Here is a 22,989-nt window from a genome sequence, read left to right as displayed (position 1 = left end):
TATATCACAATAACTCATTTCCTATTATACAGTTACTGTAATAATGCTGTATATAATAAATCCCCGATGCTAATTCAGCACCGAGGAACATATTAATGATTAATTTGTAAACTTTCTAGCTCTTCTTTAGTTAATTCACGATATTCACCTAAAGCTAGATTGTTATCTAATTTTAAATTACCCATGGACAAACGCTTTAAATAAGTTACACGTTTCCCCACTGACTCGAACATTCGCTTCACCTGATGAAACTTGCCTTCCTGAATCGTTAGCTCTATTTCTGATTGTTGCGCAGATTGTAGGATCACAAGCTTTCCTGGCTTTGTAACATAGCCATCATCTAATTCCACGCCATGCGCAAATTTCTCGACGTCTTCTTCCGTCACAACGCCTTCAATCTGTGCAAAATAAACCTTTGGCACATGTTTTTTCGGAGACAATAAATTATGAGCTAACACACCATCATTGGTTAGTAACAACAAGCCCTCCGTATCCTTATCTAGTCTACCGACTGGGAAAGGTTGAAAATGCTGATGTAATGGCGCTAACAAATCAATAACCGTTTCATCTCTTACATCTTCTGTTGCCGAAATCACACCAGGTGGCTTATTCATCATAAAATAGACAAACTCTGAATAAACAACGCGCTCTCCAAACACTGACACAATCTGCTTTTCTGGGTCTACGTGTAATGCGGCATCCTTCACATAAGCGCCATCTATTGTTACAGCTTTTTGCTTTAATAGCTGCTTTACTTCCTTACGTGAACCGTACCCCATATTTGCTAGTAATTTATCTAAACGCATAGTACCACTCCTATTTCATTCCCAGTTTGCTCATAATGCGTGTCAATCGTTCACCCAAAAGCTTTTGTGCTAAACCTAAACGGAGTGATAAAAAACCATAGACAGCTACACCAACACCAGCACAAATAATAGAGAATAGTAATGCTGAGAATTTACTATCAACTGGACCCATTAGTAATTCTAAAAGTTTATGCACAATCAACACACTAATAGCCATCGCCATTGTCAATAATGCAATTAACATGACACGACGAACAACCATTTCTGATCTATAATTTAACGTTTTTCGTAACACAAGTATATTGATAATGATGGAAACACTATAGCCAATCGCTGTTGCCACAATAGCACCATCTGCCTCCAACCAACGAATTAACGGGATATTTAACGCTAACTTGACGAAAATTCCTGATAATAAGCTGAAAACAATCCACTTTTGAAAATCAATCCCTTGTAACAATGCTGCCGTTACTTGGAATAATGCAAATAAAATCGCAACAGGTGCATAATGAGCTAAAATAGTTGCACCCATTTCACTTTCAGAATAAAGCATAAAGTAGATTTCATTTGCCAATAAAGAAATACCAACTACCGCTGGCAATGTAATAAAGATTAAAATTTGATAGGTTTTATCCATCGCATGACGTAGCGATAAATACTCACCCTGTGTGTAATATTTTGTAATCGTCGGTACAAGTGCCATCGAAAATCCCGTTGCTAGCATGACGGGAATGATTACAACCTTATGCGTCATAAAGTTAATCATCGATAAATAAGTATCCGTCACTTCAGCTAAACCAATGGATGTCATCGCCCCATTAAACGTGAGCATGTCAACTAATTGGAATAAAGGATTGGCCACCCCTACAAACACCATTGGTATGGAGTAGGTAATAACTTCTTTATAAATATTGGACATGGGTAGCTGTGTGGAGGTTACACTTTGGCTACGTAGTAAGTTGAATTCAGGCTGGTATTTTTTCCAGTAATAATAGAGAACGCCTAATCCACCAATTGCTCCGATAAAGGCAGCAAATACAGCAAAGGAGATAGCTGTTTCTGGTTTTCCATTGAACACGACAACCACTAAGAAAGAGCCACCCAGTAACACGACAATTCGCACAATCTGCTCTACCAATTGTGAAACTGCGGTCGGCTGCATTTTGTCATAGCCTTGGAAGAAACCTCGCCACAAACTCATGAATGGTACTACGATTAAGGCAAAGCTGACCCATCGTATCACCGAAGCAATCTGTTCAACTGTAAATACCTGTTCTTCACTCTTAATGACCAGCCCTGCTATTGGCGTTGCAAGAAGGAAGAGTGCAATAAACGCCGCGAAACCTGTCATTAACATAATGAGTATGCCCGATTTCATCAGCTTGCGACCTGATTGATAGTCCCCCATAGCATTGTACTTAGAGACGAATTTAGAGACGGCAATCGGTGCACCTGAAATGGCTATTGCCAGCATAATAGAGTAGGGAATGTATGCATATTGATAGAGCGCGATATTTTTCTCACCGACAATTGCATAAAACGGAAAAATATAAATTAATCCGAGTACCTTCGATAAAAACATCCCCATTGTTAATATCGCAGTACCTTTCATTAAATTGGACATCATACCCATCCATTCATTGTAAAATCAATATTATTATCGTAACACTTCAAAGGGTACTTATAAAACATTTCGTTACTTTTTCTTCAAAGCAACATGCAAGCGCTGTCACCTTGCGAGCAACATAAGTAAACCAACTGTAATCTTAACATATTTATAGGAAATGAGACGCATAAATACATCAAAAAGTTCATTAAAAAGAAAATCTGTTAAAAAAAGACTTAAAATAATCGGTGAGGATGATGATAATCCCCACCGATTAAAGTATCTCTTTATTTCATGTCCACAAAGAACTTTTTATACCATACTAGGAATACATAAACTGTCCAAATATAACGGCCGCGATTTGCTTTACCTTCATAGTGTTCATCTAAATAGCCAACTAACTGTTTTGTATCAAAAAATTCATTTGCAAAGTCAGTTGTAAACATTTCTTTCACCATGTTGTAATATTTTTCTTCACGTAACCAGTGACGAATTGGGACTGGGAAACCAAGTTTTGGACGTTTTGCCCACTCTTCTGGTAATTCTTGATGTGCAGCTTGACGCAAAACATATTTTGTATCAATGTCATTTACACGGTATCTTGATGGAATGTTTTTAGCTAATTCCATTACTTCTTTATCTAAGAAAGGTACACGTAATTCTATAGAGTGTGCCATACTCATTTTATCCGCTTTTAATAAAATGTCACCTGGCATCCAAAGATTTAGATCTAGGTATTGCATTTTTGTTACATCATCATCACCAGGCACTTCATCATAAATACGCTTTGTAATAGATTTTACAGATGGCGCATTTTTATAAGCTGGTTTTAAAACATTAATGGCATCTACTTCATCCCAAACTACTGCTTCCCCAATAAAACGTTCTTCTACCGTTTGAGCACCTTTAATAAGGAAGCTCGTATATTGATTTTTTGGTAGGGCTTCTGCCATTCCTCGTAACGTTTTACGAATACCTAATGGTAGTTTTTCGTATTTTTGCATTTTCCCTGAGTTTTGATACCAAGCATAACCACCAAAAATTTCATCAGCACCTTCACCTGACAGTACAACTGTTACATCTTTTGAAGCAAGCTCTGAAAGGAAGTACAGTGGCACTGAAGATGGATTTGATTGTGGCTCATCCATATGCCATTGAATTTTAGGAAGAGCTTCAAAACACTCATCCGCTGTAATATACCTACGTTCATTTTGAATATTTAACGTATCTGATAAATCTTTTGCAAGGTTTGTTTCATTGAACATATCTTCATAGTCTGCAAAACCAACTGAGAAGGATTTATCAGGGCGTAATAATGACGTAATATAACTTGAGTCAATTCCACCCGATAAGAATGAACCAACTTTTACATCACTGATTTTATGTGCATCAACAGATTCTTTAACAGTTGAACGTATTTCTTCAATGTATTTATCAATTGGCGCATCTTGTGCATGGAATTTTTTATCCCAATATTGCACGATTTGCTTTTGTCCATTTTGAATCAGCATGTAGTGAGCTGGTGGTAATTTAAAGACACCTTTAAAGAATGTTTCATCCATTGAAGAATATTGGAATGTTAAATAAGGGCGTATTGCCTGTTTATTTAATTCTTTAATAAATGAAGGGTGTGGTAAAAACGATTTAATTTCAGAACCGAAAATAAACGTACCATCTGTTGTATGCTCAGAGTAATACAATGGTTTAATTCCAAAACCATCACGAGCAATGAATTGTAAATCATTCTTTTTATCCCAAATACAGAAGGCAAACATTCCGCGAAGTTTTTTCACAAAATCTACGCCATATTCTACATAGCCATAAATAATGACTTCACTATCTGACTGTGTTTTAAAAGTATGACCTTTTTCAATAAGATCAGCACGCAGCTCCTGGAAGTTAAAAATTTCTCCATTAAATACAAGCACTATATTGCCGTCTTCACTATATAATGGTTGATTCGCTACTTCTGATAAGTCAATAATGCTTAATCGACGGAAACCTAACGTCACTTTATCGTCACTATGAATACCACCGCTATCTGGTCCGCGGTGAATAATTGTATTCATCATATTTTCTATTGTTTGATGATGATCAATCACATTTGTTCCATTAATATAACCAATAAATCCGCACATTCTATTTTTCACCTCATAATTTAGTGCATAACCTTTACCATAATAGCATGAAAAGACGTTCATTTCATGCTGACAATGCTAATAAAGGAAAACTTTCATCGAACCATTTGTATAACAAAGATTATTGTGTTTCATTCTACTATAAATGCTCTTCATCATGAAAGACGAGATAAAGAATTATAAAACACTTTTCTATTATTTTCAATGTCAAAGAAGCCCCCTCTCTATATAGACTTCATGTATAATAGGAAAGATTCCTAATTTGAAAAGAAAGTGAGTTTCTAACTATGTATGATGTAATCGTGATCGGTGGTGGTCCATCAGGTTTAATGGCGGCGATTGCTGCTGGAGAGCGTAAAAAGAAAGTGTTATTACTAGAAAAAGGCGCAAAACTCGGCAAAAAATTAGCCATTTCTGGCGGTGGGCGCTGTAATGTTACCAATCGTTTGCCTGTCGAAGAAATAGTGAAGCACATACCTGGTAATGGTCGTTTTCTCTATAGTCCTTTTACCGTTTATAATAATGAAGATATTATCGCATTTTTTGAAGGGCTTGGTGTCGCACTAAAGGAAGAGGACCATGGCAGAATGTTTCCTGTTTCTAATCGTGCACAGGATGTGGTCGATGTGCTAATTCGCCAGCTTCAACGACTACATGTTGAAGTTCGTTTGCACACAGCCGTCAGTAAGCTTGTTATGGATGAAGATAAAATTTTGGGCGTACGTCTTACAGATGGCTCCGAAATCCGTAGTCAAGCTGTCGTTGTAGCCGTTGGTGGCAAGGCTGTCCCACAAACAGGTTCAACTGGTGATGGCTATCCATGGGCAGAACGTGCTGGCCATACAATTACAACACTATTCCCAACAGAGGTACCTGTCATTTCAAAAGAGGTCTTTATCCAAGCACGTGAGCTACAGGGTCTAGCTTTACGAGATGTCGCTGTCTCTGTTCTAAACAAAAAAGGTAAAACACTCGTAACCCATCAAATGGATATGCTCTTTACTCATTTTGGCTTAAGTGGTCCTGCAGTATTACGTTGCAGCCAATTCGTTGTGAAAGAATTAATGAAAACAGGCTATGAACCGGTGACTATGCGTATTCAAACACTTATTGATTATAATGAAGAAACATGTCTGCACTATTTAAATAAACTAATCAAAGAAGATCCGAAAAAAGCAGTGAAAAATGTATGGAAGGGCATTGCACCTGAACGTTGGTTACTATTTTTATGTGAACAGGCAAATATCGATGTACAAATGACTGGTGCTGAATTATCCCAAGAAAAAATCCGTCAGCTGGCACATTTACTAGTCAATTTCACTTTGAAGGTTAGCGGCACACAGTCACTTGACAAAGCATTTGTTACTGGTGGTGGTGTCTCCGTAAAAGAAATTGAGCCGAAAACAATGGCTTCTAAGAAAAAAGAAGGATTATTCTTCTGTGGTGAAATCCTTGATATTCATGGCTATACAGGAGGCTATAATATTACCTCTGCCCTCGTAACGGGGAGAATTGCAGGAATGCATGCTGCATTATAATAGAAGAAAAAGGCCTTTTGTCAAAGCGAGAGGTTGATTTCTGTTCCACCATGCTATAAAAGTTCTTCAATACTTGCAGTAGTGAACATAATAGCCTCTTATTTCTATTTTTAGAGCAAGGATAGGCTCTTGGAGAAGTGATTAGTTACAACACCCCTCGATAAAATGAGTAGTGAACACCTTCCCTTTATTTGAAAACCTTTGATAAAAAGTGAACATTTTGTGGGTTGGAGTGGAAGGCTATTTGACTCCCGTGGGATAGAGAGACAGGTGAACCCCTGCACGGAGCGGTAGCGGAGGAAGCTGCTCGGCGCTCGCCCACAGGAAAGCAAGTAGCCTGCAACGAAAAGTCATTTTCACCTTTCACAAAAATTCTAGTGATTGCTTTGTTTTTCAACACTATCAAAAAGCGTGTCCAAGAACGAACTGCACCCCAATTGTTAGACACATCTAACAATGAAGTGCTCCCCGTCAAGTAGACAGTGGAAATAATAAAAATACTTTATGCGGCTTGATCCCTGAATTCCAAGGGGCTCAAGCCGTTTAATTTTTCTTGATAGCGCTCTGAATTATAAAACGAAATGTATCCTACAATTGCTTTTTTAAGCGCTTCATATGTATCATATTTATTTAAATAGTATTTTTCGCATTTGAGCGTACCCCAAAAAGCCTCAATTGGTCCATTATCGATACAACGTCCCACTCTAGACATACTATGTACCATCTCGGCATCATCTATCATCCGTTTGAAAAATTTTGAAGTATATTGATAACCACGATCGCTATGAATAAGTGGATGCTCATCCTCTTTTAATTTTTGTATAGCTGGTATCATCGTTTGAAAAACAAGTTTGTTGTTATTCGAATGTCCTAATACATAACTTACAATCGAATTATCGTATAAATCAATAATGGCGCTTAAATAAGCCTTTTTGCCATTTCCATATTTAAGCTCCGTTACATCTGTACACCATTTTTGATTAGGTTGATCTGCTTTGAACTCGCGACTGAGTATGTTTTCTGCTACATAATCTAGATTCGATTTACGATATTTTTTTCGTTTTCTACGGATCACCGATTTTAATCGACACATTTTCATCAAACGATAAATACGTTTTTTATTTACCATCGGTAAATCTACTTTTTCCCGATGGCGATTGATTGTAAGTGTGATGCGTCGATATCCATAAATCCCATCTACTTGTGCATAAAGGTACTGAATTGATTCTAGAAGCTGTTCATTCTCGATTTCTCGTGCTGATGGATGACGGTTCAACCACTTATAATAAGCAGCACGTGTAACACCGGCAATTTCACATAATAAAATGATTGGCAATGCTTCCTTCGCCGCTAGTTCTTGAATGACAATATAACGGTTATGTATACGACTTTTACTTAACGTCGCCTCCTTTCGATTTCCTCTAACTTTTTTAAGAAGAGATTTTCTGCACGTAATCGTTCATTTTCGCGTTCCATACGTTGGATTTCTAAACGAAACTTGTCTTCAGTGCTTAACTCTTCTTCTAACTTTGTACGGCCACGGCGATCTTGTAAACCTAATTCCCCGGATTTTTCGAATTTTTTTACCCATTGATATACTTGTTGGTAAGAAATCGCATATTGTTCAGCTGTTACTTGATAATTCTTTTCGTTGGCAATACAAGCTTGTACTATTTCAATGCGCTCCTGTACTGTTGTTTTTCTTCCTTTAGTCATAGTTTGGCTCATTCCTTTACTCGAATCTTTTTATTCACTATGACTAGTATACTTTTTAATCCAATTTCGCAAAACGGATGTACCAGAAAGTCTATATTTTCTAACAGTTTCTCTTAATGAATAACTTCCTGAAATATAGTCTTGAACAGCTGCTAGCTTTATTTCTTTCGGATATGTATTATGATTTTCACTTCTATTAAGACTTTCCTCACCAAAAAACAAGTAATTATTTTGCCAATCTTTGATTGTTCTAGAATCAACTTTATACAACTCGGCCACCTCATTAAGAGTGAAATGGCTATTTTCATAGAAATTTAGAATTTCTAATTTTTCTTCTTTTGAAAAGCTGTATTTTCTCATAAAAAAATCTCCCCAATAGGCAAACAGATTTTATTTTTTAATCTGTCTACTTATTGGGGAGCGTATCACAATTGGAGGTGTAGTTTTTTTATGACGAAATTTACAAATGAACAAAAACTAGATGCCGTTATGCGCTATCAAAATTCATCAGAGAGTATAAAAGAAATCGCAGAATCTATCAGTACTTACGAATCTGTTGTGCGTAACTGGATTAAGCAATTTGAATACCATGGTTTATCTGCTTTTGAAAAATCCTATACATCTTATACAGCGCAGTTTAAAATGGACGTACTAAACTATATGAACGAAAATGGCGTTTCCTCTAACGAAGCCGCGGTTATCTTTAAAATTTCTTCACCTGGAATGATTCGAAGGTGGCGTATTCAACTGAGAACAAGCGGATTGGATGCGCTCTTTTCTAAGAAAAAGGGGCGTCCAACCATGAAAAAAGAATCGACTAAACAACCTAAAAATGTACTAGAAGGCTCGACAGAAGCACTTCAAGCACGTATTAAGCAGCTTGAAATGGAAAACGAGTATTTAAAAAAGTTGAATGCCTTAGTTCAAGCCAAGGAAAAATCACCACGAAAGACAAAGTAAAGGTCATTTGTGAATTAAGGCATAAATACTCGGTGAAGGCGCTTGTGGCATTCGCAGAAATTCCACGTAGCACATACTACGATTTAGTAAAGAAGATGAGTCGACCAGATCCAGATGCCGAGTTAAAGGCTGAAATTCAAGCCATTTATAATGAACACGAAGGCCGTTATGGATACCGTCGTATTCGAGATGAGCTAGCGAATCGTGGGAAAAAAGTGAATCATAAGAAAGTGCAACGCATCATGAAAGCCCTAGGCTTAAAGTGCTTAGTTCGAATGAAAAAATATAAATCTTATAAAGGTACAGTTGGTAAAATCGCGCCGAATATTTTAGATCGCAATTTTACTGCAGAAGCTCCATATGAGAAGTGGGTAACGGATATCACAGAGTTTAAGTTATTCGGAGAGAAGCTTTATTTATCGCCTGTTTTAGACTTGTTTAACGGAGAAATTATTACGTACACAATCGGCTCTAGACCAACGTATTCATTAGTTTCTGAGATGTTAGAAAAAGCTTTAGAGAGGTTGCCAGAAAAACATAAGCTACTGATGCATTCTGATCAAGGCTGGCATTATCAAATGAAGCAATTTCGGCATGCCCTTGAATCAAGAGGTGTTGTGCAAAGTATGTCCCGTAAAGGAAACTGTTACGACAACTCAGTAATGGAGAATTTTTTCGGTATCATGAAATCAGAATTCCTCTACCTAAAAGAATTTGAAAGTGTCGAACAGTTAAAATTTGAACTTAAAAACTATATAAATTATTACAACACGAAACGTATGAAGGCAAAATTAAAAATGAGTCCGGTGCAATACCGAACTCATTTTATCCAAGCTGCCTAAATCGAAATAACCGTGTCTAACTATTAGGGGTCACTTCAGAAAAACGGACACGCTCTTTTTAGCTTTCACTAGACATATAGACTTCTTCATATGGCTGGATAATGACAAAACCCTCACCAGAAAACGCCATCTGGATCGATTCGCCACTCCCACGACCGATAAATGTACGGAAGCTGATATCTGTTTTAAACTCTGGAGTTAGATTACCTGACCATGCGACAGTAGCGTGCGGATCGGTATATACCGTTTCACCTGGCTTCACTAATAAAGTCAATGGTTCGAAATGTGTTGTAATCGCAACTTTACCCGTTCCTTGTAACGTTACATTAAATAAACCACCTGACATGATACCAGCCATTTTACGCAATAAGCGAATATCCCATTCAATGCTAGGTTCAAATGCAAGTAAATCATTACCGTTTACACAAATACTGTCGTTTTTCAAATCAAAAACGGTTACTTTCTTACCCTGGTCTGCTAAATAGAGTCGGCCCTTTCCACTAGCTTTCATCAATTGCGTACCTTCACCTGTTAATGCCTTTTTAAACATCTTCCCAAGCCCATGCTCTAATACACGTTCACGTTCAAATTTAATATCACCTGTGTAGGAAATCATGGCACCCATTTTTGACCATACTTCACCGTTTAGATTAACCTCTAATACCCGCTCAGTTTCCAATTCAAAATAATCATTTTCATTATCATCCTGCTGTGTTTTATGAACAAATTCATCTAAAGAAAATTTTCCCATAGTCAATCCCTCCCTAATTACTTTATTTACGTTTATGTTTGAGAAAAGATTCAAATTTTAACTGTTTGTTCCTTTTCGCACCTTTCGTAACAAAATTTCTCTATTAATAACGAAATCTGTTTATTTCCAGTCATGATATTGACATTAGATATGTACTGTTATACATTAAACGTAGTTCCATGGATTGTTATATAACAACTGCTACAAAAAAATAACTATATAAGCGCCATGTGCGAAATGACACTTATATAGTCCAGTTTACTAAAATTATTGAGTAGCGGAGACGTCTCCAACATTTTGTGCTGCTTTTAAAGCAGTTTGTTTACGTACATCTGCACGTAATGTTAATGAAATGATTAATGAAGCAGCGATTAACCCTGCAAATACATAAAACACAGGAATATAGCTTCCATAAGTATTTTTAATTGTACTTACTAACAACGGTCCGAAAATACCACCTAATGACCAAGTTGTTAATAAATAACCATGAATAACACCAAGTTGCTTTGTACCAAATAAATCACTTGCGAACGCAGGTAAATTTGAGAATCCACCACCGTAGCAACTAACAACTAAGAAAATAAGTGCTTGGAAAATAATCACGTTAGTTGTATGTGGTAAAACGATAAATGTAATTAACTGTACTGTAAAGAAAATAACGAAAACGTTTGAACGACCGATATAGTCAGACACAGCGGCCCAAATTAAACGGCCACCACCATTAAATAACCCCATAATTCCTACCATTGCTGCAGCTCCTGCAACTGATAGACCCACAATTTCCTGTGCCATTGGTGAGGCAACAGATATCATCATAATGCCTGCTGTTACATTTACTAAATGCATTGACCATAGCATCCAGAAATGCTTTGTTTTGACAGCTTCACGTGCTGACATAACAGCTAAATCTTTTTTTACAACTTCTTTGCCATTATTGGCAGCTGCCTTCATATTTGCAGGCATATAACCTGGCTTAGGCGGCGCTATATATGAAGCCCCTAAAATCATTAACGTGAAGTAACTTGCCCCTAGAATAAAGTATGTTGTAGAAATGCCAACTGCCTCCATTAAGTTGGCTGCGACTGGTGCTGTAATAAGCGCGCCAGATCCAAATCCAAGTACGGCCATACCTGTTGCTAAACCGCGACGATCTGGGAACCATTTTACAAGTGTTGATACAGGTGCGATATAACCAATCCCCATACCTAATCCACTAAGTACACCATACGTTAACCAGTACATCACAACAGAATCCATTGAAATCGCTACACCTGCACCAGCTTGTCCTGCTCCAAATAACACAGCTGCTACCATAGCCGATTTACGTGGTCCCATTTTTTCTACTAAGCTACCAAATAATGCGGCTGAAAAACCAGCAAGCCCCATCATAATAGTAAAGGCAATCGTTACCTTTGTTTCACTCCATCCCATTTCTGTGACAATCGGTAGCTTGTATACACTGTATGCATAGGCTCCACCGATTGAAAGGTGAATAGCGATTGCAGATAATGCAATTAACCATCTATTTTTATTCATAAATTCTCATTTCTCCCCTCTTTTGCTACCTGTGAAAATTCTATGAACGTCCATGTAAAACAATTTAACACTTAGAATTATTCAAATGCAAGATGTTTTTCTAAAAAATATTATTTCTCCAAAAAGTATTTTGTTTTTTTCTTATGGATTTCTAACACAAAAACCTTACATTCTCTAAGTATAACTGCGTTTATCTTACAAAAAACGTAACATCATTTAGCTAATATTACTTTTCTACTCAATTACCCAAACACTAATTAATTATATTGAAATAATTAAATATGTGCATATTTTCACATTCCCTAGATGTATACGTCTTGTTTTACCGGCGACATTCTTCTAGCTGTGTCTCTAAAAAAGAAGCAAATCACACGAATAAAATGAAGAAATTTTTAGATCGAAAGAGAATTTCGTGACGGAAATGGACAAAATTTTACTTTTTAGAACTGGCGATAAAAATTTAAAAACAGGTTAATTTTTACTTAAATTTGAAAAACAATTAGTTATTAACAATACAATTGATGTATATTTTATAAAACGCTTTCAATACCTCATCATTTTTATTATTCAAATATATATTTTTTTTACTGAAAATCGAAGGGTAAATTCTACAAATCAGAATCAATCGCTTCTATAAGACGCAAATATTCTGTAACAAGGCCATTTTTTTAGCCATATTGTTTTTGCACAAAAATAAAACATGCATTCTATAAAAAAAAAACAGCATGCTAAAGTCATTTCTAACATACTGTTTTACAGAAAAAACGCTCATATTAATTTATTTTTTCTTTTCATAAAAAGCAAAATTTTTATTTCTTTATAGTAAATACACAGCAAAATTCCTACTAGAATTAATAAGGAGCCATATATTTGGACACTTGTAGGAAATTGTTTTAAAAAAATAGCACTCAACAGCATGGCTATTGCTGGCTCAAAATTTAATAAGAGCGAAGCATTAGTCGACCCTATTTCCTTCATTTTTTGATTCCAAAATAAATTACTTACCCCATGAATAACAATAGCTGATAAAACTAGCAGCAACCAATATGGGTATGCTACCTGCCAATTTGTATGCGGCAGCACAGTAAAGGAAAACGGTACAAGCGCCAGTAAACCAATTAAATTTGTATAAAATGTAATGGACTGAGCTGACATTTTAAGGCTGAGATGATTCACAATAATGAGGAACAAGGCAAAACTTAGCATCGTAATTAAGCTTAGCACCTCTCCCTTACCGATTGAAATGGTTATGAGTGCTCCTTTTGTAATAATGAGTCCAACACCTACAAAAGAAATGACCGCACCTATCCAAAAAATACCGTTTCGAGATTCATGATAAATCATTTTATTAAGTAGTGACGTGACAATCGGTGCACAGGCTAAAATTAAAGCAGCAGTGATAGGAGAGGTGTGTTGAAGACTGGCATAAAAACTATAGTGATTAACGGAAACACCAAGTATAGCTGCAATGACTAACAACAGAAGATCATTGCGAGTAAATGTCGTTCGAGTAATAGCTTTCCAACTAATGCATCCTAAAAACAGGACAATGACAATCAATCTGAAAATGGCGACTGTTATCGGTGTCCAATGTTCAATTAAAATAGCTCCGATAATGAAGTTACTAGCCCAAAAAAATACACAGCTAAATAAAATCATATAGACTGTTAGTTGCTTCATATTTATTGCACCCGCATGTAAAGAGACTTCTACATAAGTTATGGTTCAACTTTAAAAAATCTACTTCCCTTTCCTTTAATACATCCTATCTATTAAAACATAAGTATAGCAAACTAGAAATTTCTATTTTACTATCATGTTGTTGAAAAAAGAAGGTGAGGGGGTGATTTCCGTTCCGCTAGCGTCCTTTCCACTTATTTAAAACCTTTGTTAAAAAGAAACATTTTTATGGATTGGAGTGGAAGGCTACTTGACTCCCGTGGGTTAGCAAGACAGGCGAGCCCCTGCACGGAGAGGTAGCGGAGGAAGCGGCTCGGCGCTCGCCCACAGGAAGCCTTGCTCTACGCGAAAGCGAAGCGTCAGCGACAAAGCAAGTAGCCTGCAACGGAAATCCATTTTCACCTTTCATAAAAATGCTATTGATGATTTTGTTATTCAACACTATAATAGCAAACTAGAAAATTTCTAGTTTGCTATGTTCACTAAATAAGGGGGATTTAGTTTTTATTACTAGTTGATAAATTTACCTTTAGACATAACCACTCGTTGCGATGGTTTACGTGCAATGACTTCAGCGCTAGAAATCGCGTCGAAGAATACAAAACTTGCTTCGTCTTTTACATTTGGCCAAACTTTCTGGCCATCCGCATCTAATGGCGTCACACCATTTGTAATGTATTTTAATGTTTGTCGAATAGAGCGTTCATCAAGCTTACGAGAAATATCTGCAAAAGTAGTAGCTTTTTCTAAAATATCTCCCGAGCCATATGGACTCCAAGAATCATAAAAGCCATCGCAACCAAAGTGAACATCTACTCCGTGCTCTGTTAGTAAATCAATTGGTGGAATTAATCGTCTCAAGTCGAATGGCACGGTTGACATAATTTTTACTTGTTGCTGTGCTAGACGATCTGCAATTTTATGTTGTTCCATTACCGATACATCCCCAAGGGAAAAGGCATGGCTAATAGCCGTTCTACCTTGATATTTTGCATCCTCAACAATATCTATCCATTTATCGATTGTATAATACCCAACATGACCACCATCATGAAGGTGAATATCGACATCTACGTTAAATTCTTGTGCTATATCCATCACTTCATAAAGAGAAGGCTCAATCGAATTATCAATGCCCGCTGGATCAAGTCCACCGATCATTGTTGCACCATTGCGCAATGCTTCACGCAATAATTTAGGGACATCATCTCTTAGTAAGCCATGCTGTGGAAAGGCAATTACTTCTGATGTCACGATATCTTTATAATCCTCCAATGCCGCCAGTACACCTTCTAAATTTTTCAATCCAATATACGGATCAATATTGACATGTGTACGGATATGATTAGCACCATTATTGATAATTTTCTCTATCATAGCCGATGCTCGCTGTTTACCTGTATTCGCTAGTGCAGATAACTCTTGTGCTTCACGATCAAGTCTTTCTTTTAAATTCTTTACAGGTACACAAGCCTTCCAAGGTAAAGATAAGTATGTTTTATCTAAGTGATTATGCATTTCCTTAAAGGCAGGTAATAGCAGCTTCCCGTTCATATCTGTAACTTCACTTTGAGAATCGATTGTCTGTGTTGCTGGTACTATTTGTGAAATAAAGCCCTCCGTAATTTCAAGGTGAAAAAGCTCAACTTTCGTACCAACTGTATCATTTTCTTTTAGATATTCTCCTGTTTCAAGTAGAACATTTGTAAGCCAGTGCTTCATCTGAATTCTCCTTTCAACTCTCCTACTTCCTGTTGGTGAATAATCTTACCTTTTGAAATAACAGTAGAAATTGGGCATCTTCTTGCTATAACATGAGCGGTACTCACGCCATCTATTAAAAGCATATTGGCTTTATCACCAGCTTGTGGCCAAACACGTTCGCCAGCATCATTCAATGGTGTGATACCACCAGAAGCGTATTTCCAAGCGCGACTTAATGCGTATTCATCAATAAAACGGAATCGCTCCGCCATCACATTTAACTTAGTAATGGTATTTCCTGTTCCATAAGGAGACCAATGATCTGTTAAACTATCGTGTCCAACAGAAACCTTGACGCCATTGTTATAAAGATAAGGGATTGGTATCGTTGAACGATTAAGATCTGTCGGTACCGTTGTTGTGACATCCATTTGCACATCAGCCATCGCTTGTACTAAATTTTCTAATCGTGACTGTTCTAAATCGGCAAGTGCCATTGCATGACTAATCGTAACTTGTCCTTCTTTTTTCGCCTGTTTTGTTAATTCAATCAGTTTGTAAAATTCAAATTCACCTAACGTATTAGCAGTATGAATATGAATATCAATTCCAGCATTATAGTCTTGAGCAACCGCCATTGTAGTGTGCAATGATTTCTCAATATTGCGGTCTACAATAGATGGGTCAACGCCTCCAACGAGTGTTGCTCCCATTGCCATTGCCTCACGGATTAGCCCTTCCACATTAGAGCGTAGTAGACCATGTTGTGGGAAGGCTACAATATCATAGGTGATTTGGTCTTGATATTTTTCTAAAACTTGCTTTGTAATTTCAATGTGTTTTGTCCCAATTTGTGGGTCAACATTACAATGCGAGCGAATATGTGTATGTCCTTGCGAAATAAGCCACTTCACCATTTCCTCTGCTCGATAAGCCGCTGTCGGTAATTGCTTTGGTAAGAGCGTTCTTTCTTCTTCAATACGTGTTAATATCCCTTTTGTAATGGGTCTTGGCGCCTGCCATTCTCCACCAAAATAAGTTTTGTCGATATGAATATGCATTTCTCGGAATGAAGGGACTAATAGTTGCTGTTGAGCATCTAATACCGTTATATCACCATTCACCACTATATTCTTATCCACTTGTTGAACATGCCCATCTTCAATTAGGACATCATAAATACCTGTACGAGTTGCAACAATGTGTTCATTTTCGTGCTCATATGCTTCTTCTAATCTCACATTTTTCAGCAATAGTTTACTCATAGTTTCCTCCCAATTGGTATTTTCTGTATATCTCTAAATTTAATTATTCTACAATTTCAACGCCACTGATCATCGTATAGTTAGACGCATCCAACCAGAAACCTTTAACAGCATTGCTGTAGACTGCTAAATGCTCGTAGTTACGAACTGGAATGTACACAGCTTCATCTAACTCCATTTGCATCGCTTTTTTGTAGATTTCGTTACGTGCCTCTTGATTTGATTCAGAACGTCCTTGCTCAATTAGCTTATCTACTTCTGGGTTTTCATAGTAGAAATGGTTTCCTGGAGGTCCCATTGAAGCAGAGTGGAATAGATTATATTGGTTATAATCAGCATCCCCAGTAGCATTCCCCCACCCACTAATAAACAGCTGGTGCTGCTCTTTCGTGATTTCAGAAATAAATGCACCATACTCCATTACTTGAATTTCAACATCTAGTCCAATACCTTTTAATTGAGATTGTACAACCTCAGCCATATTGATACGCTCTTTACGGTCACTTGTAAGTAATTTAACTTTCGTTCCCTCTTGAACGCCAGCTTCTTTTAATAATTCTTTTGCCTTCACTACATCATAGTCATACGGCTTCGTTTCACTAGAATAACCAATAATTTTTGGACTCATTGCAGAATTTGCAAGTGTGCCTACGTTATCATAAATACCGCTAATAATAGCTTCACGGTCAACTGCATAGCTAATTGCTTGACGTACTTTTACATCAGATAATAGTGCGTCTTTCACATTGAAACCGATAAATTCTACTGCAAGACCTTCTGCACGGAATAGATTCATAGTCGATGCATTTTCAATGCGATCAATCTCTGTTACAGGTACTTGTTCAGCAATATGTGCTTCACCACTTTCAATCATTGCTAAACGAGTAGAATCTTCTGGTACAACTTTAAATGTTACTTTATCTACTTTCGGTACAGTGCCCCAGTAATCTTTATTTGAATTTAATGTAATTTCTTGACCTGACTTCCAAGCTTCAAATACAAATGGACCTGTTCCTACTGGATGTGTTGCTAATTCATCAGCAGCTTCAGCAATAGCTTTCGGGCTAATCATACTACCTTCTTGACTTGCTAAAATTGATAAAAGCGGTGCATACGATTCTTTTAATTTCAATGTTACAACATATTCATCGTTTACCACTACTTCATTAATCATTGATAATTTATCACGCTGTGGTGACCCAGTTGCAGGGTCTAAAATACGATCGAATGTAGCTTTTACAGCCTCTGCATTAAAATCTGCTCCATCATGGAATTTAATGCCTTCATTCAATGTAAATGTCCAAGTGACATCATCTTTTTGCTCCCATTCTTTTGCAAGTAATGGAACGATTTTGCGGTCTCTATCAAATGCAACGAGTGTTTCATATACTTTGCCATGAATAATATTCGCTGAAGGAATATCTGTAATAAAATGAGGATCAAGGCTTGTCGCATCTGATGCTCTTAAAACTACCAATTCTCCTCCTACACTTTTTGATCCCTCTTTGGAACCTTCTGCACTCTTATTACTAGCTGTAGAGCATGCCTGCAAAACGAGTACAGTAATTAGTGCCATAAAAAAAAACAACTTCATGTTCTTCATAACCATTTCCTCCTTGTGTGATTTGATACTTACATTTCGAATTATAAAGAAATAAAATTCACTTGTTTTTTAAAATATTTACGTGTTTTTTAAATTTTCTGACTAATAGCTCATAAATTATTTACATTCTTTACGCTTTTCACTAAATTGAAATCAAATCAAATAGAAAAGGAGTATTCGATATGGATAAAGTAACTACAACAATCGACCATTCTGTTTTAGTGAATGCACGCAAGGCATCTAGAAAAAAGAATCTTGTTTCTTTCCTAAACAAAATCAAAAAAAATAAAGCTGCTGTCGCAGGAGGTATCATCATTCTTCTATATACATTGATGTTCCTCATCGGGCCAATTTTAGCCCCTTATGATCCGTACGACGTACAGCTAGATCAAAAATTACAAGGACCAAGTTTAGATCATTTAATGGGAACTGATGACAAAGGACGAGATATTTTAAGTCGAATTTTATACGGATCACGTTTATCAATTGGCGTTGGTATTTCTGCTGTCTTTTTTGGTGGAACAATTGGAACACTGTTAGGGCTCATCTCGGGCTATTATGGCAAATGGGTTGATTCAATTATTAGTCGAATTTTAGATATCATGCTCGCTTTCCCAGGTATTTTGTTAGCATTAGCCATCGTCAGCGCATTAGGGCCAAGTCTTATTAATGTAACGATTGCTGTTGGATTTTTCTCTATTCCAATGTTTGCACGTATCGTACGTGGATCAACAATGGAAGTTAAAAAGTTGGAATATATTGACGCAGTCAAAACACTTGGAGCAAATGATATGACGATATTAATTAAGCATATTTTCCCAAACATTTTGTCACCGATTATTGTACAAGCATCTATGCGCATAGCGACTGCTATTCTATCTGCGGCAGGTCTATCATTCTTAGGTTTAGGTGCGCAACCGCCTTCTCCTGAATGGGGTGCCATGTTATCAAATGGTCGTGATTTCCTGTTTACTGCTCCTTATATGGCGTTATTCCCTGGTATTATGATTTCCATACTTATACTAGGATTTAACTTATTTGGAGATGGTTTACGCGATGCGCTCGACCCAAGAATGAAAAATTAAAGGAGAGAAGACACATGATCTTATTTATCTTAAAACGACTAGCCCAAATTATTCCTGTGACACTCGGTGTAACGCTTGTTGTTTTTCTAATTATGCAGATGATACCTGGTGACCCAGCGATAATATTAGCAGGTGAAGGAGCTTCACAAGAAACTGTTGCGGAATTACGTGAAAATTTAGGGCTTAATAAACCACTAGCTGTTCAATACACAGATTACATTAAAAATCTTCTACAAGGGGATATGGGCCATTCATTAAAAAATAACCAACCTGTATTTGAAGAAATTACTGCTCGTTTACCTATTACAATTGAGCTTGCCTTTTATAGTATTTTAATCACTATTATTTTGGGGCTTATTGCCGGCATCATCTCTGCAATCCGTCCTTATTCAATAATGGATGTTGGATTAATGATTGTCGCATTATTAGGAATCTCCCTACCAAGTTTCTGGCTAGGTATTTTATTAATGTACGTTTTCTCTGTCCAGTTACATTGGCTTCCTGTGGCAGGCTGGGAAAGTGCTAAACATATAATTCTCCCTGCTGTCACACTGGGTGCTGGTGGTGCTGCTATCGTTGCACGTATGACTCGCTCTAGTATGTTAGAGGTCGTGAACCAAGACTATATCCGAACTGCTAAAGCAAAAGGCTTAAAAGGTTACATTATCATTTTAAAGCATGCATTACGTAATGCCTTAATTCCAGTAATTACAGTTGTAGGCTTACAGTTTGGTAGTTTACTTGGCGGAACAGTATTAGTAGAATCTGTTTTCGCTGTCAACGGATTAGGTCGTATGATTGTAGATGCTATTCGTACACGTGACATACCTGTCGTACAAGGTGGCGTTCTTGTTGCCTCATTAATATTTGTTTTCATTAATCTTTTCGTAGACATTTTGTACCGATTCTTTAATAAGCGAATGGATTTAAACTAGGGAGGGGAAAAACAGATGAAACAAGGAACAGTGTTGGAAGTAAAAAATTTACAAACGTATTTTTATTCGAGTGAGGGTGTTGCCAAAGCTGTGGATGGTGTGTCTTTTACACTTCAGAAAGGAGAAACACTAGGCATTGTTGGTGAATCTGGTTGCGGGAAATCAATGACTTCCCTGTCGTTACTTCGTTTAGTACCGTCACCTCCTGGTAAAATCATCAATGGCGAAATTCTATTAAATAATATAGACATCTTGAAACTATCAGATGAAGAGTTACGCAAAATTCGAGGCAATAAAATATCAATGATTTTCCAAGAGCCGATGACAAGCTTAAACCCTGTGTTATCCGTGGGAGAGCAGATTGCTGAATCGATTCGATTACACCAAGGTTTATCACGTAAAGAAGCATGGCAAAAAGCTGTTGATATGATCCGCCTAGTCGGGATTCCTGCACCAGAAAAAAGAGCGAAGCAGGAACCTTATCAGTTAAGTGGAGGGATGCGTCAACGTATTATGATTGCGATGGCCTTAGCTTGTACACCGGATGTTTTAATTGCTGACGAACCGACAACTGCTCTAGATGTAACCATTCAAGCTCAAATTATTGATATCATTCAAAACCTGCAAAAACAATTAGGAATGAGTATTATCTTCATTACCCATGACCTTGGTGTTGTAGCAGAAATCTGCGATAAAATTGCTGTTATGTATGCGGGTCAGGTTGTAGAGGAAGGCACAACAGAAAGTCTTTTTGAAAAACCGTTACACCCATATACCAACGGATTGATTCAATCATTACCAAAACTTTATGAAGACCAAGAAGAATTATCTACTATCCATGGAACAGTTCCAAGTCCATATAATTATCCAACTGGCTGCCGTTATGCAGAACGCTGTCCATTTGCTACGGATTTATGTCGTGAACAACAGCCCGAGCTTCTTACTGTTGAGCAAGGAAAAAAAGTAAGATGCTGGATGTACAGTAATGAATGGCAAGGAGAAACACTTATAAAGGAGATGACAGTATGACAACAGCACAACAAACACAACCACTATTACAAGTAAATGATTTAAAACAACATTTTTTCTTAAAAAAAGAAAAGCTCTTTGGTCAACAGCAAGTTGTTAAAGCTGTGGATGGTATTTCCTTCGATATTATGCCTGGTGAAACACTTAGCATCGTTGGCGAATCTGGCTGCGGAAAATCAACGACTGGTCGTTCTATCTTAAGATTAGATGAACCTACTTCCGGGGAAGTGTTGTTATTTGGTAAGAATTTAGTGAATATGAACAAAAAAGAGCTTCGAGCTGCGCGCAAGGATATACAAATTATTTTCCAAGATCCCTACGCTTCTCTTAACCCAAGAAGAACTATACGTAAAATGTTGACTGAGGCTATGTCTATTCAAAAAATAGTACCACCAGATCAACAAGAGGCACGCATGATTGAGTTAATGTCACTTGTGGGATTACGTCCTGAGTACTTAGAACGCTATCCACATGAATTTTCAGGTGGTCAGCGTCAGCGGATTGGTATTGCGAGAGCGCTTGCTGTCAATCCGAAAATTATTATTTGTGATGAATCTGTTTCTGCCTTAGACGTTTCCATTCAAGCACAAATTTTAAATTTACTGAAGCAGCTACAAAGGGATTTAGATTTAACATTTTTATTTATCTCTCATGATTTAAGCGTTGTTCGACATATCTCAGACCGTATTATGGTTATGTATCTTGGAAAAGTTGTAGAAATCGCTGATAAGCATTCCCTTTTCACTCAGCCGCATCACCCTTATACAAAGGCTCTGTTTTCTTCTATTCCAGTAATTGATAAGCAACACCGTAAAGAGCGCATTATTTTAAAAGGAGATTTACCATCACCTCTTAATCCGCCTACTGGCTGTAGCTTTCATACACGCTGCCCATTCGCAACAGATAAATGTAAAACAGAAGCTCCAGCATTACGAGAAATCACTGCTACCCATAAAGTAGCTTGCCATTTTGCAGAAAATTTAGTTTAATGTATCTTACACTTATAAAATAAATGGAGAGGTCATTATGTTACAACCAGAAACCTTCAACATATATATTCTCCTATGTGTAATTGCTCCAATTATTGGAGCTTTTCTGCTTACTTTTATATTTATTTTCGAAAAACAAATTGATAGCCTTGAGGAGGAAAAAAGAAATTTAGAGCTTGAGCAGGATTTACAAAGAGCGAATATTCTCCAGTTAAATCAGCAAATCCAGCCACATTTCTTTTTTAACGCATTAAATTCATTACTAAGCCTAGCCCGAATCAATCGAAAGGAAGATTTGGTAGCAGGCATCGAGGCATTAGCAACGTTTTTTAAATTTAAGTACAATAGTCACGAGGTTTTAATTGCGTTAAAGAACGAGGTACAATTTGTCGATAGTTATTTAAATATTCAACAGTTACGCTTTGGACATCGTTTGACAATCCATAAGTATGTTGACGATGAAGCTCTGTCCGTACAAATACCTCCATTTATTCTGCAGACCATTATTGAAAATGCATATAAACATAGCTTTGAAAAACATATAGGACCTGCGGAGTTATCCATTACTATTAAAAAAATGGACAAGTTATTATTAATAGAGATAAAAAATACACAACCTTTTGAAAAGATTGAAACTGCAACTATGCAGGTAGAAGATGAATTGCAACAAGGGTATGGTCTTGAAAATATTAGAAAACGACTTGAGCTCATTTATGGACTCGAAAATATGTTATTCTCGATCCAAAATAATGAACAGTTATATACTGTTACGATCCATGTTCCCGCTTAGGCTTTCTATAAATTTG

The 22,989-nt window shown here is 37.0% G+C and carries 16 protein-coding genes and 1 pseudogene; 7 read left to right on the top strand and 10 right to left on the bottom strand.

Annotated features, from left to right (window positions below; genetic code table 11):
• Positions 1-92: 92 nt before the first annotated feature.
• The 3 genes from GJU32_RS14650 to asnB all read right to left on the bottom strand — a co-directional run bounded on the left by GJU32_RS14650 (position 93) and on the right by asnB (position 4,550).
• A complete protein-coding gene (locus GJU32_RS14650; RefSeq protein ID WP_155592701.1) occupies positions 93-806 on the bottom strand; it encodes a pseudouridine synthase in 714 nt (237 codons plus the stop codon).
• 10 nt (positions 807-816) lie between these two features.
• Positions 817-2,430, bottom strand: coding sequence for a putative polysaccharide biosynthesis protein (locus GJU32_RS14645; RefSeq protein WP_155592700.1), 1,614 nt, complete (start codon positions 2,428-2,430; stop codon positions 817-819).
• 269 nt (positions 2,431-2,699) lie between these two features.
• Positions 2,700-4,550, bottom strand: coding sequence for an asparagine synthase (glutamine-hydrolyzing) (gene asnB, locus GJU32_RS14640; RefSeq protein ID WP_155592699.1), 1,851 nt, complete (start codon positions 4,548-4,550; stop codon positions 2,700-2,702).
• Between the two features lie 287 nt (positions 4,551-4,837).
• Here asnB and GJU32_RS14635 point away from each other — a divergent pair, with 287 nt between their 5' ends.
• The gene (locus GJU32_RS14635; protein WP_155592698.1) at positions 4,838-6,088 is read left to right on the top strand and encodes a BaiN/RdsA family NAD(P)/FAD-dependent oxidoreductase; all 1,251 of its coding nucleotides are present in this window, start codon (positions 4,838-4,840) and stop codon (positions 6,086-6,088) included.
• Positions 6,089-6,590: 502 nt separating this feature from the next.
• On the opposite strand, the pseudogene GJU32_RS14630 reads toward GJU32_RS14635, so the two are convergent.
• Positions 6,591-8,164: pseudogene (locus tag GJU32_RS14630) on the bottom strand (IS3 family transposase).
• Positions 8,165-8,254: 90 nt separating this feature from the next.
• Between GJU32_RS14630 and GJU32_RS14625 the strand changes: the two are divergent.
• A protein-coding gene (locus GJU32_RS14625; RefSeq protein ID WP_155592697.1) for an IS3 family transposase occupies positions 8,255-9,606 on the top strand; the annotation gives its coding sequence in 2 pieces (ribosomal slippage) (positions 8,255-8,705 and positions 8,705-9,606; 1,353 coding nt in all).
• 58 nt (positions 9,607-9,664) lie between these two features.
• Here GJU32_RS14625 and GJU32_RS14620 read toward each other — a convergent pair.
• The 6 genes from GJU32_RS14620 to GJU32_RS14595 form a co-directional block, all read right to left on the bottom strand.
• A complete protein-coding gene (locus tag GJU32_RS14620; protein WP_155592696.1) occupies positions 9,665-10,357 on the bottom strand; it encodes an AIM24 family protein in 693 nt (230 codons plus the stop codon).
• A gap of 267 nt (positions 10,358-10,624) precedes the next feature.
• On the bottom strand, positions 10,625-11,893 hold the full coding sequence (locus tag GJU32_RS14615; protein ID WP_155592695.1) for an L-lactate MFS transporter: 1,269 nt from the start codon (positions 11,891-11,893) through the stop codon (positions 10,625-10,627).
• 768 nt (positions 11,894-12,661) lie between these two features.
• Positions 12,662-13,573 carry a DMT family transporter gene (locus GJU32_RS14610; protein WP_155592694.1) on the bottom strand — a complete coding sequence of 304 codons (912 nt, stop codon included), beginning with the start codon at positions 13,571-13,573 and terminating at the stop codon, positions 12,662-12,664.
• 510 nt (positions 13,574-14,083) lie between these two features.
• Complete coding sequence (locus tag GJU32_RS14605; RefSeq protein WP_155592693.1) at positions 14,084-15,295, bottom strand: amidohydrolase; 1,212 nt, start codon at positions 15,293-15,295, stop codon at positions 14,084-14,086.
• Positions 15,292-16,542, bottom strand: a complete 1,251-nt coding sequence (locus GJU32_RS14600; RefSeq protein WP_155592692.1) for an amidohydrolase family protein — start codon at positions 16,540-16,542, stop codon at positions 15,292-15,294. Before GJU32_RS14600 ends, GJU32_RS14605 begins: the two co-directional genes overlap by 4 nt.
• Positions 16,543-16,585: 43 nt before the next feature.
• Positions 16,586-18,145, bottom strand: coding sequence for a glutathione ABC transporter substrate-binding protein (locus tag GJU32_RS14595; protein WP_155592691.1), 1,560 nt, complete (start codon positions 18,143-18,145; stop codon positions 16,586-16,588).
• A gap of 182 nt (positions 18,146-18,327) precedes the next feature.
• Between GJU32_RS14595 and GJU32_RS14590 the strand changes: the two genes are divergently transcribed.
• Genes GJU32_RS14590 through GJU32_RS14570 form a run of 5 tightly spaced genes read left to right on the top strand, consistent with a single transcriptional unit; the run spans position 18,328 to position 22,973 of the window.
• Complete coding sequence (locus GJU32_RS14590) at positions 18,328-19,230, top strand: ABC transporter permease (RefSeq protein WP_155592690.1); 903 nt, start codon at positions 18,328-18,330, stop codon at positions 19,228-19,230.
• Positions 19,231-19,244: 14 nt separating this feature from the next.
• Complete coding sequence (gene nikB, locus GJU32_RS14585; RefSeq protein ID WP_155592689.1) at positions 19,245-20,165, top strand: nickel ABC transporter permease; 921 nt, start codon at positions 19,245-19,247, stop codon at positions 20,163-20,165.
• A gap of 15 nt (positions 20,166-20,180) precedes the next feature.
• A complete protein-coding gene (locus GJU32_RS14580) occupies positions 20,181-21,194 on the top strand; it encodes an ABC transporter ATP-binding protein (RefSeq protein ID WP_155592688.1) in 1,014 nt (337 codons plus the stop codon).
• Entirely contained in the window at positions 21,191-22,183 is a 993-nt protein-coding gene (locus tag GJU32_RS14575) for an ABC transporter ATP-binding protein (protein WP_155592687.1), read from the top strand. Before GJU32_RS14580 ends, GJU32_RS14575 begins: the two co-directional genes overlap by 4 nt.
• A 37-nt stretch (positions 22,184-22,220) precedes the next feature.
• Complete coding sequence (locus tag GJU32_RS14570; protein WP_155592686.1) at positions 22,221-22,973, top strand: sensor histidine kinase; 753 nt, start codon at positions 22,221-22,223, stop codon at positions 22,971-22,973.
• Positions 22,974-22,989 lie beyond the last annotated feature (16 nt).

The sequence above is a fragment of the Lysinibacillus cavernae genome (assembly GCF_009724685.1).
Classification (GTDB): Bacteria; Bacillota; Bacilli; order Bacillales_A; family Planococcaceae; genus Lysinibacillus; species Lysinibacillus cavernae.
Note: the sequence above shows the minus strand (reverse complement) of the source record. Positions and strands in the feature narration are given on the sequence as shown.

Excerpts from the sequence above, each read along its gene's own strand:
- GJU32_RS14650 (WP_155592701.1), bottom strand. The coding sequence starts at position 806 with ATGCGTTTAGATAAATTACTAGCAAATATGGGGTACGGTTCACGTAAG.
- GJU32_RS14645 (WP_155592700.1), bottom strand. The coding sequence starts at position 2,430 with ATGTCCAATTTAATGAAAGGTACTGCGATATTAACAATGGGGATGTTT.
- asnB (WP_155592699.1), bottom strand. The coding sequence starts at position 4,550 with ATGTGCGGATTTATTGGTTATATTAATGGAACAAATGTGATTGATCAT.
- GJU32_RS14635 (WP_155592698.1), top strand. The coding sequence starts at position 4,838 with ATGTATGATGTAATCGTGATCGGTGGTGGTCCATCAGGTTTAATGGCG.
- GJU32_RS14620 (WP_155592696.1), bottom strand. The coding sequence starts at position 10,357 with ATGGGAAAATTTTCTTTAGATGAATTTGTTCATAAAACACAGCAGGAT.
- GJU32_RS14615 (WP_155592695.1), bottom strand. The coding sequence starts at position 11,893 with ATGAATAAAAATAGATGGTTAATTGCATTATCTGCAATCGCTATTCAC.
- GJU32_RS14610 (WP_155592694.1), bottom strand. The coding sequence starts at position 13,573 with ATGAAGCAACTAACAGTCTATATGATTTTATTTAGCTGTGTATTTTTT.
- GJU32_RS14605 (WP_155592693.1), bottom strand. The coding sequence starts at position 15,295 with ATGAAGCACTGGCTTACAAATGTTCTACTTGAAACAGGAGAATATCTA.
- GJU32_RS14600 (WP_155592692.1), bottom strand. The coding sequence starts at position 16,542 with ATGAGTAAACTATTGCTGAAAAATGTGAGATTAGAAGAAGCATATGAG.
- GJU32_RS14595 (WP_155592691.1), bottom strand. The coding sequence starts at position 18,145 with ATGAAGAACATGAAGTTGTTTTTTTTTATGGCACTAATTACTGTACTC.
- GJU32_RS14590 (WP_155592690.1), top strand. The coding sequence starts at position 18,328 with ATGGATAAAGTAACTACAACAATCGACCATTCTGTTTTAGTGAATGCA.
- nikB (WP_155592689.1), top strand. The coding sequence starts at position 19,245 with ATGATCTTATTTATCTTAAAACGACTAGCCCAAATTATTCCTGTGACA.
- GJU32_RS14580 (WP_155592688.1), top strand. The coding sequence starts at position 20,181 with ATGAAACAAGGAACAGTGTTGGAAGTAAAAAATTTACAAACGTATTTT.
- GJU32_RS14575 (WP_155592687.1), top strand. The coding sequence starts at position 21,191 with ATGACAACAGCACAACAAACACAACCACTATTACAAGTAAATGATTTA.
- GJU32_RS14570 (WP_155592686.1), top strand. The coding sequence starts at position 22,221 with ATGTTACAACCAGAAACCTTCAACATATATATTCTCCTATGTGTAATT.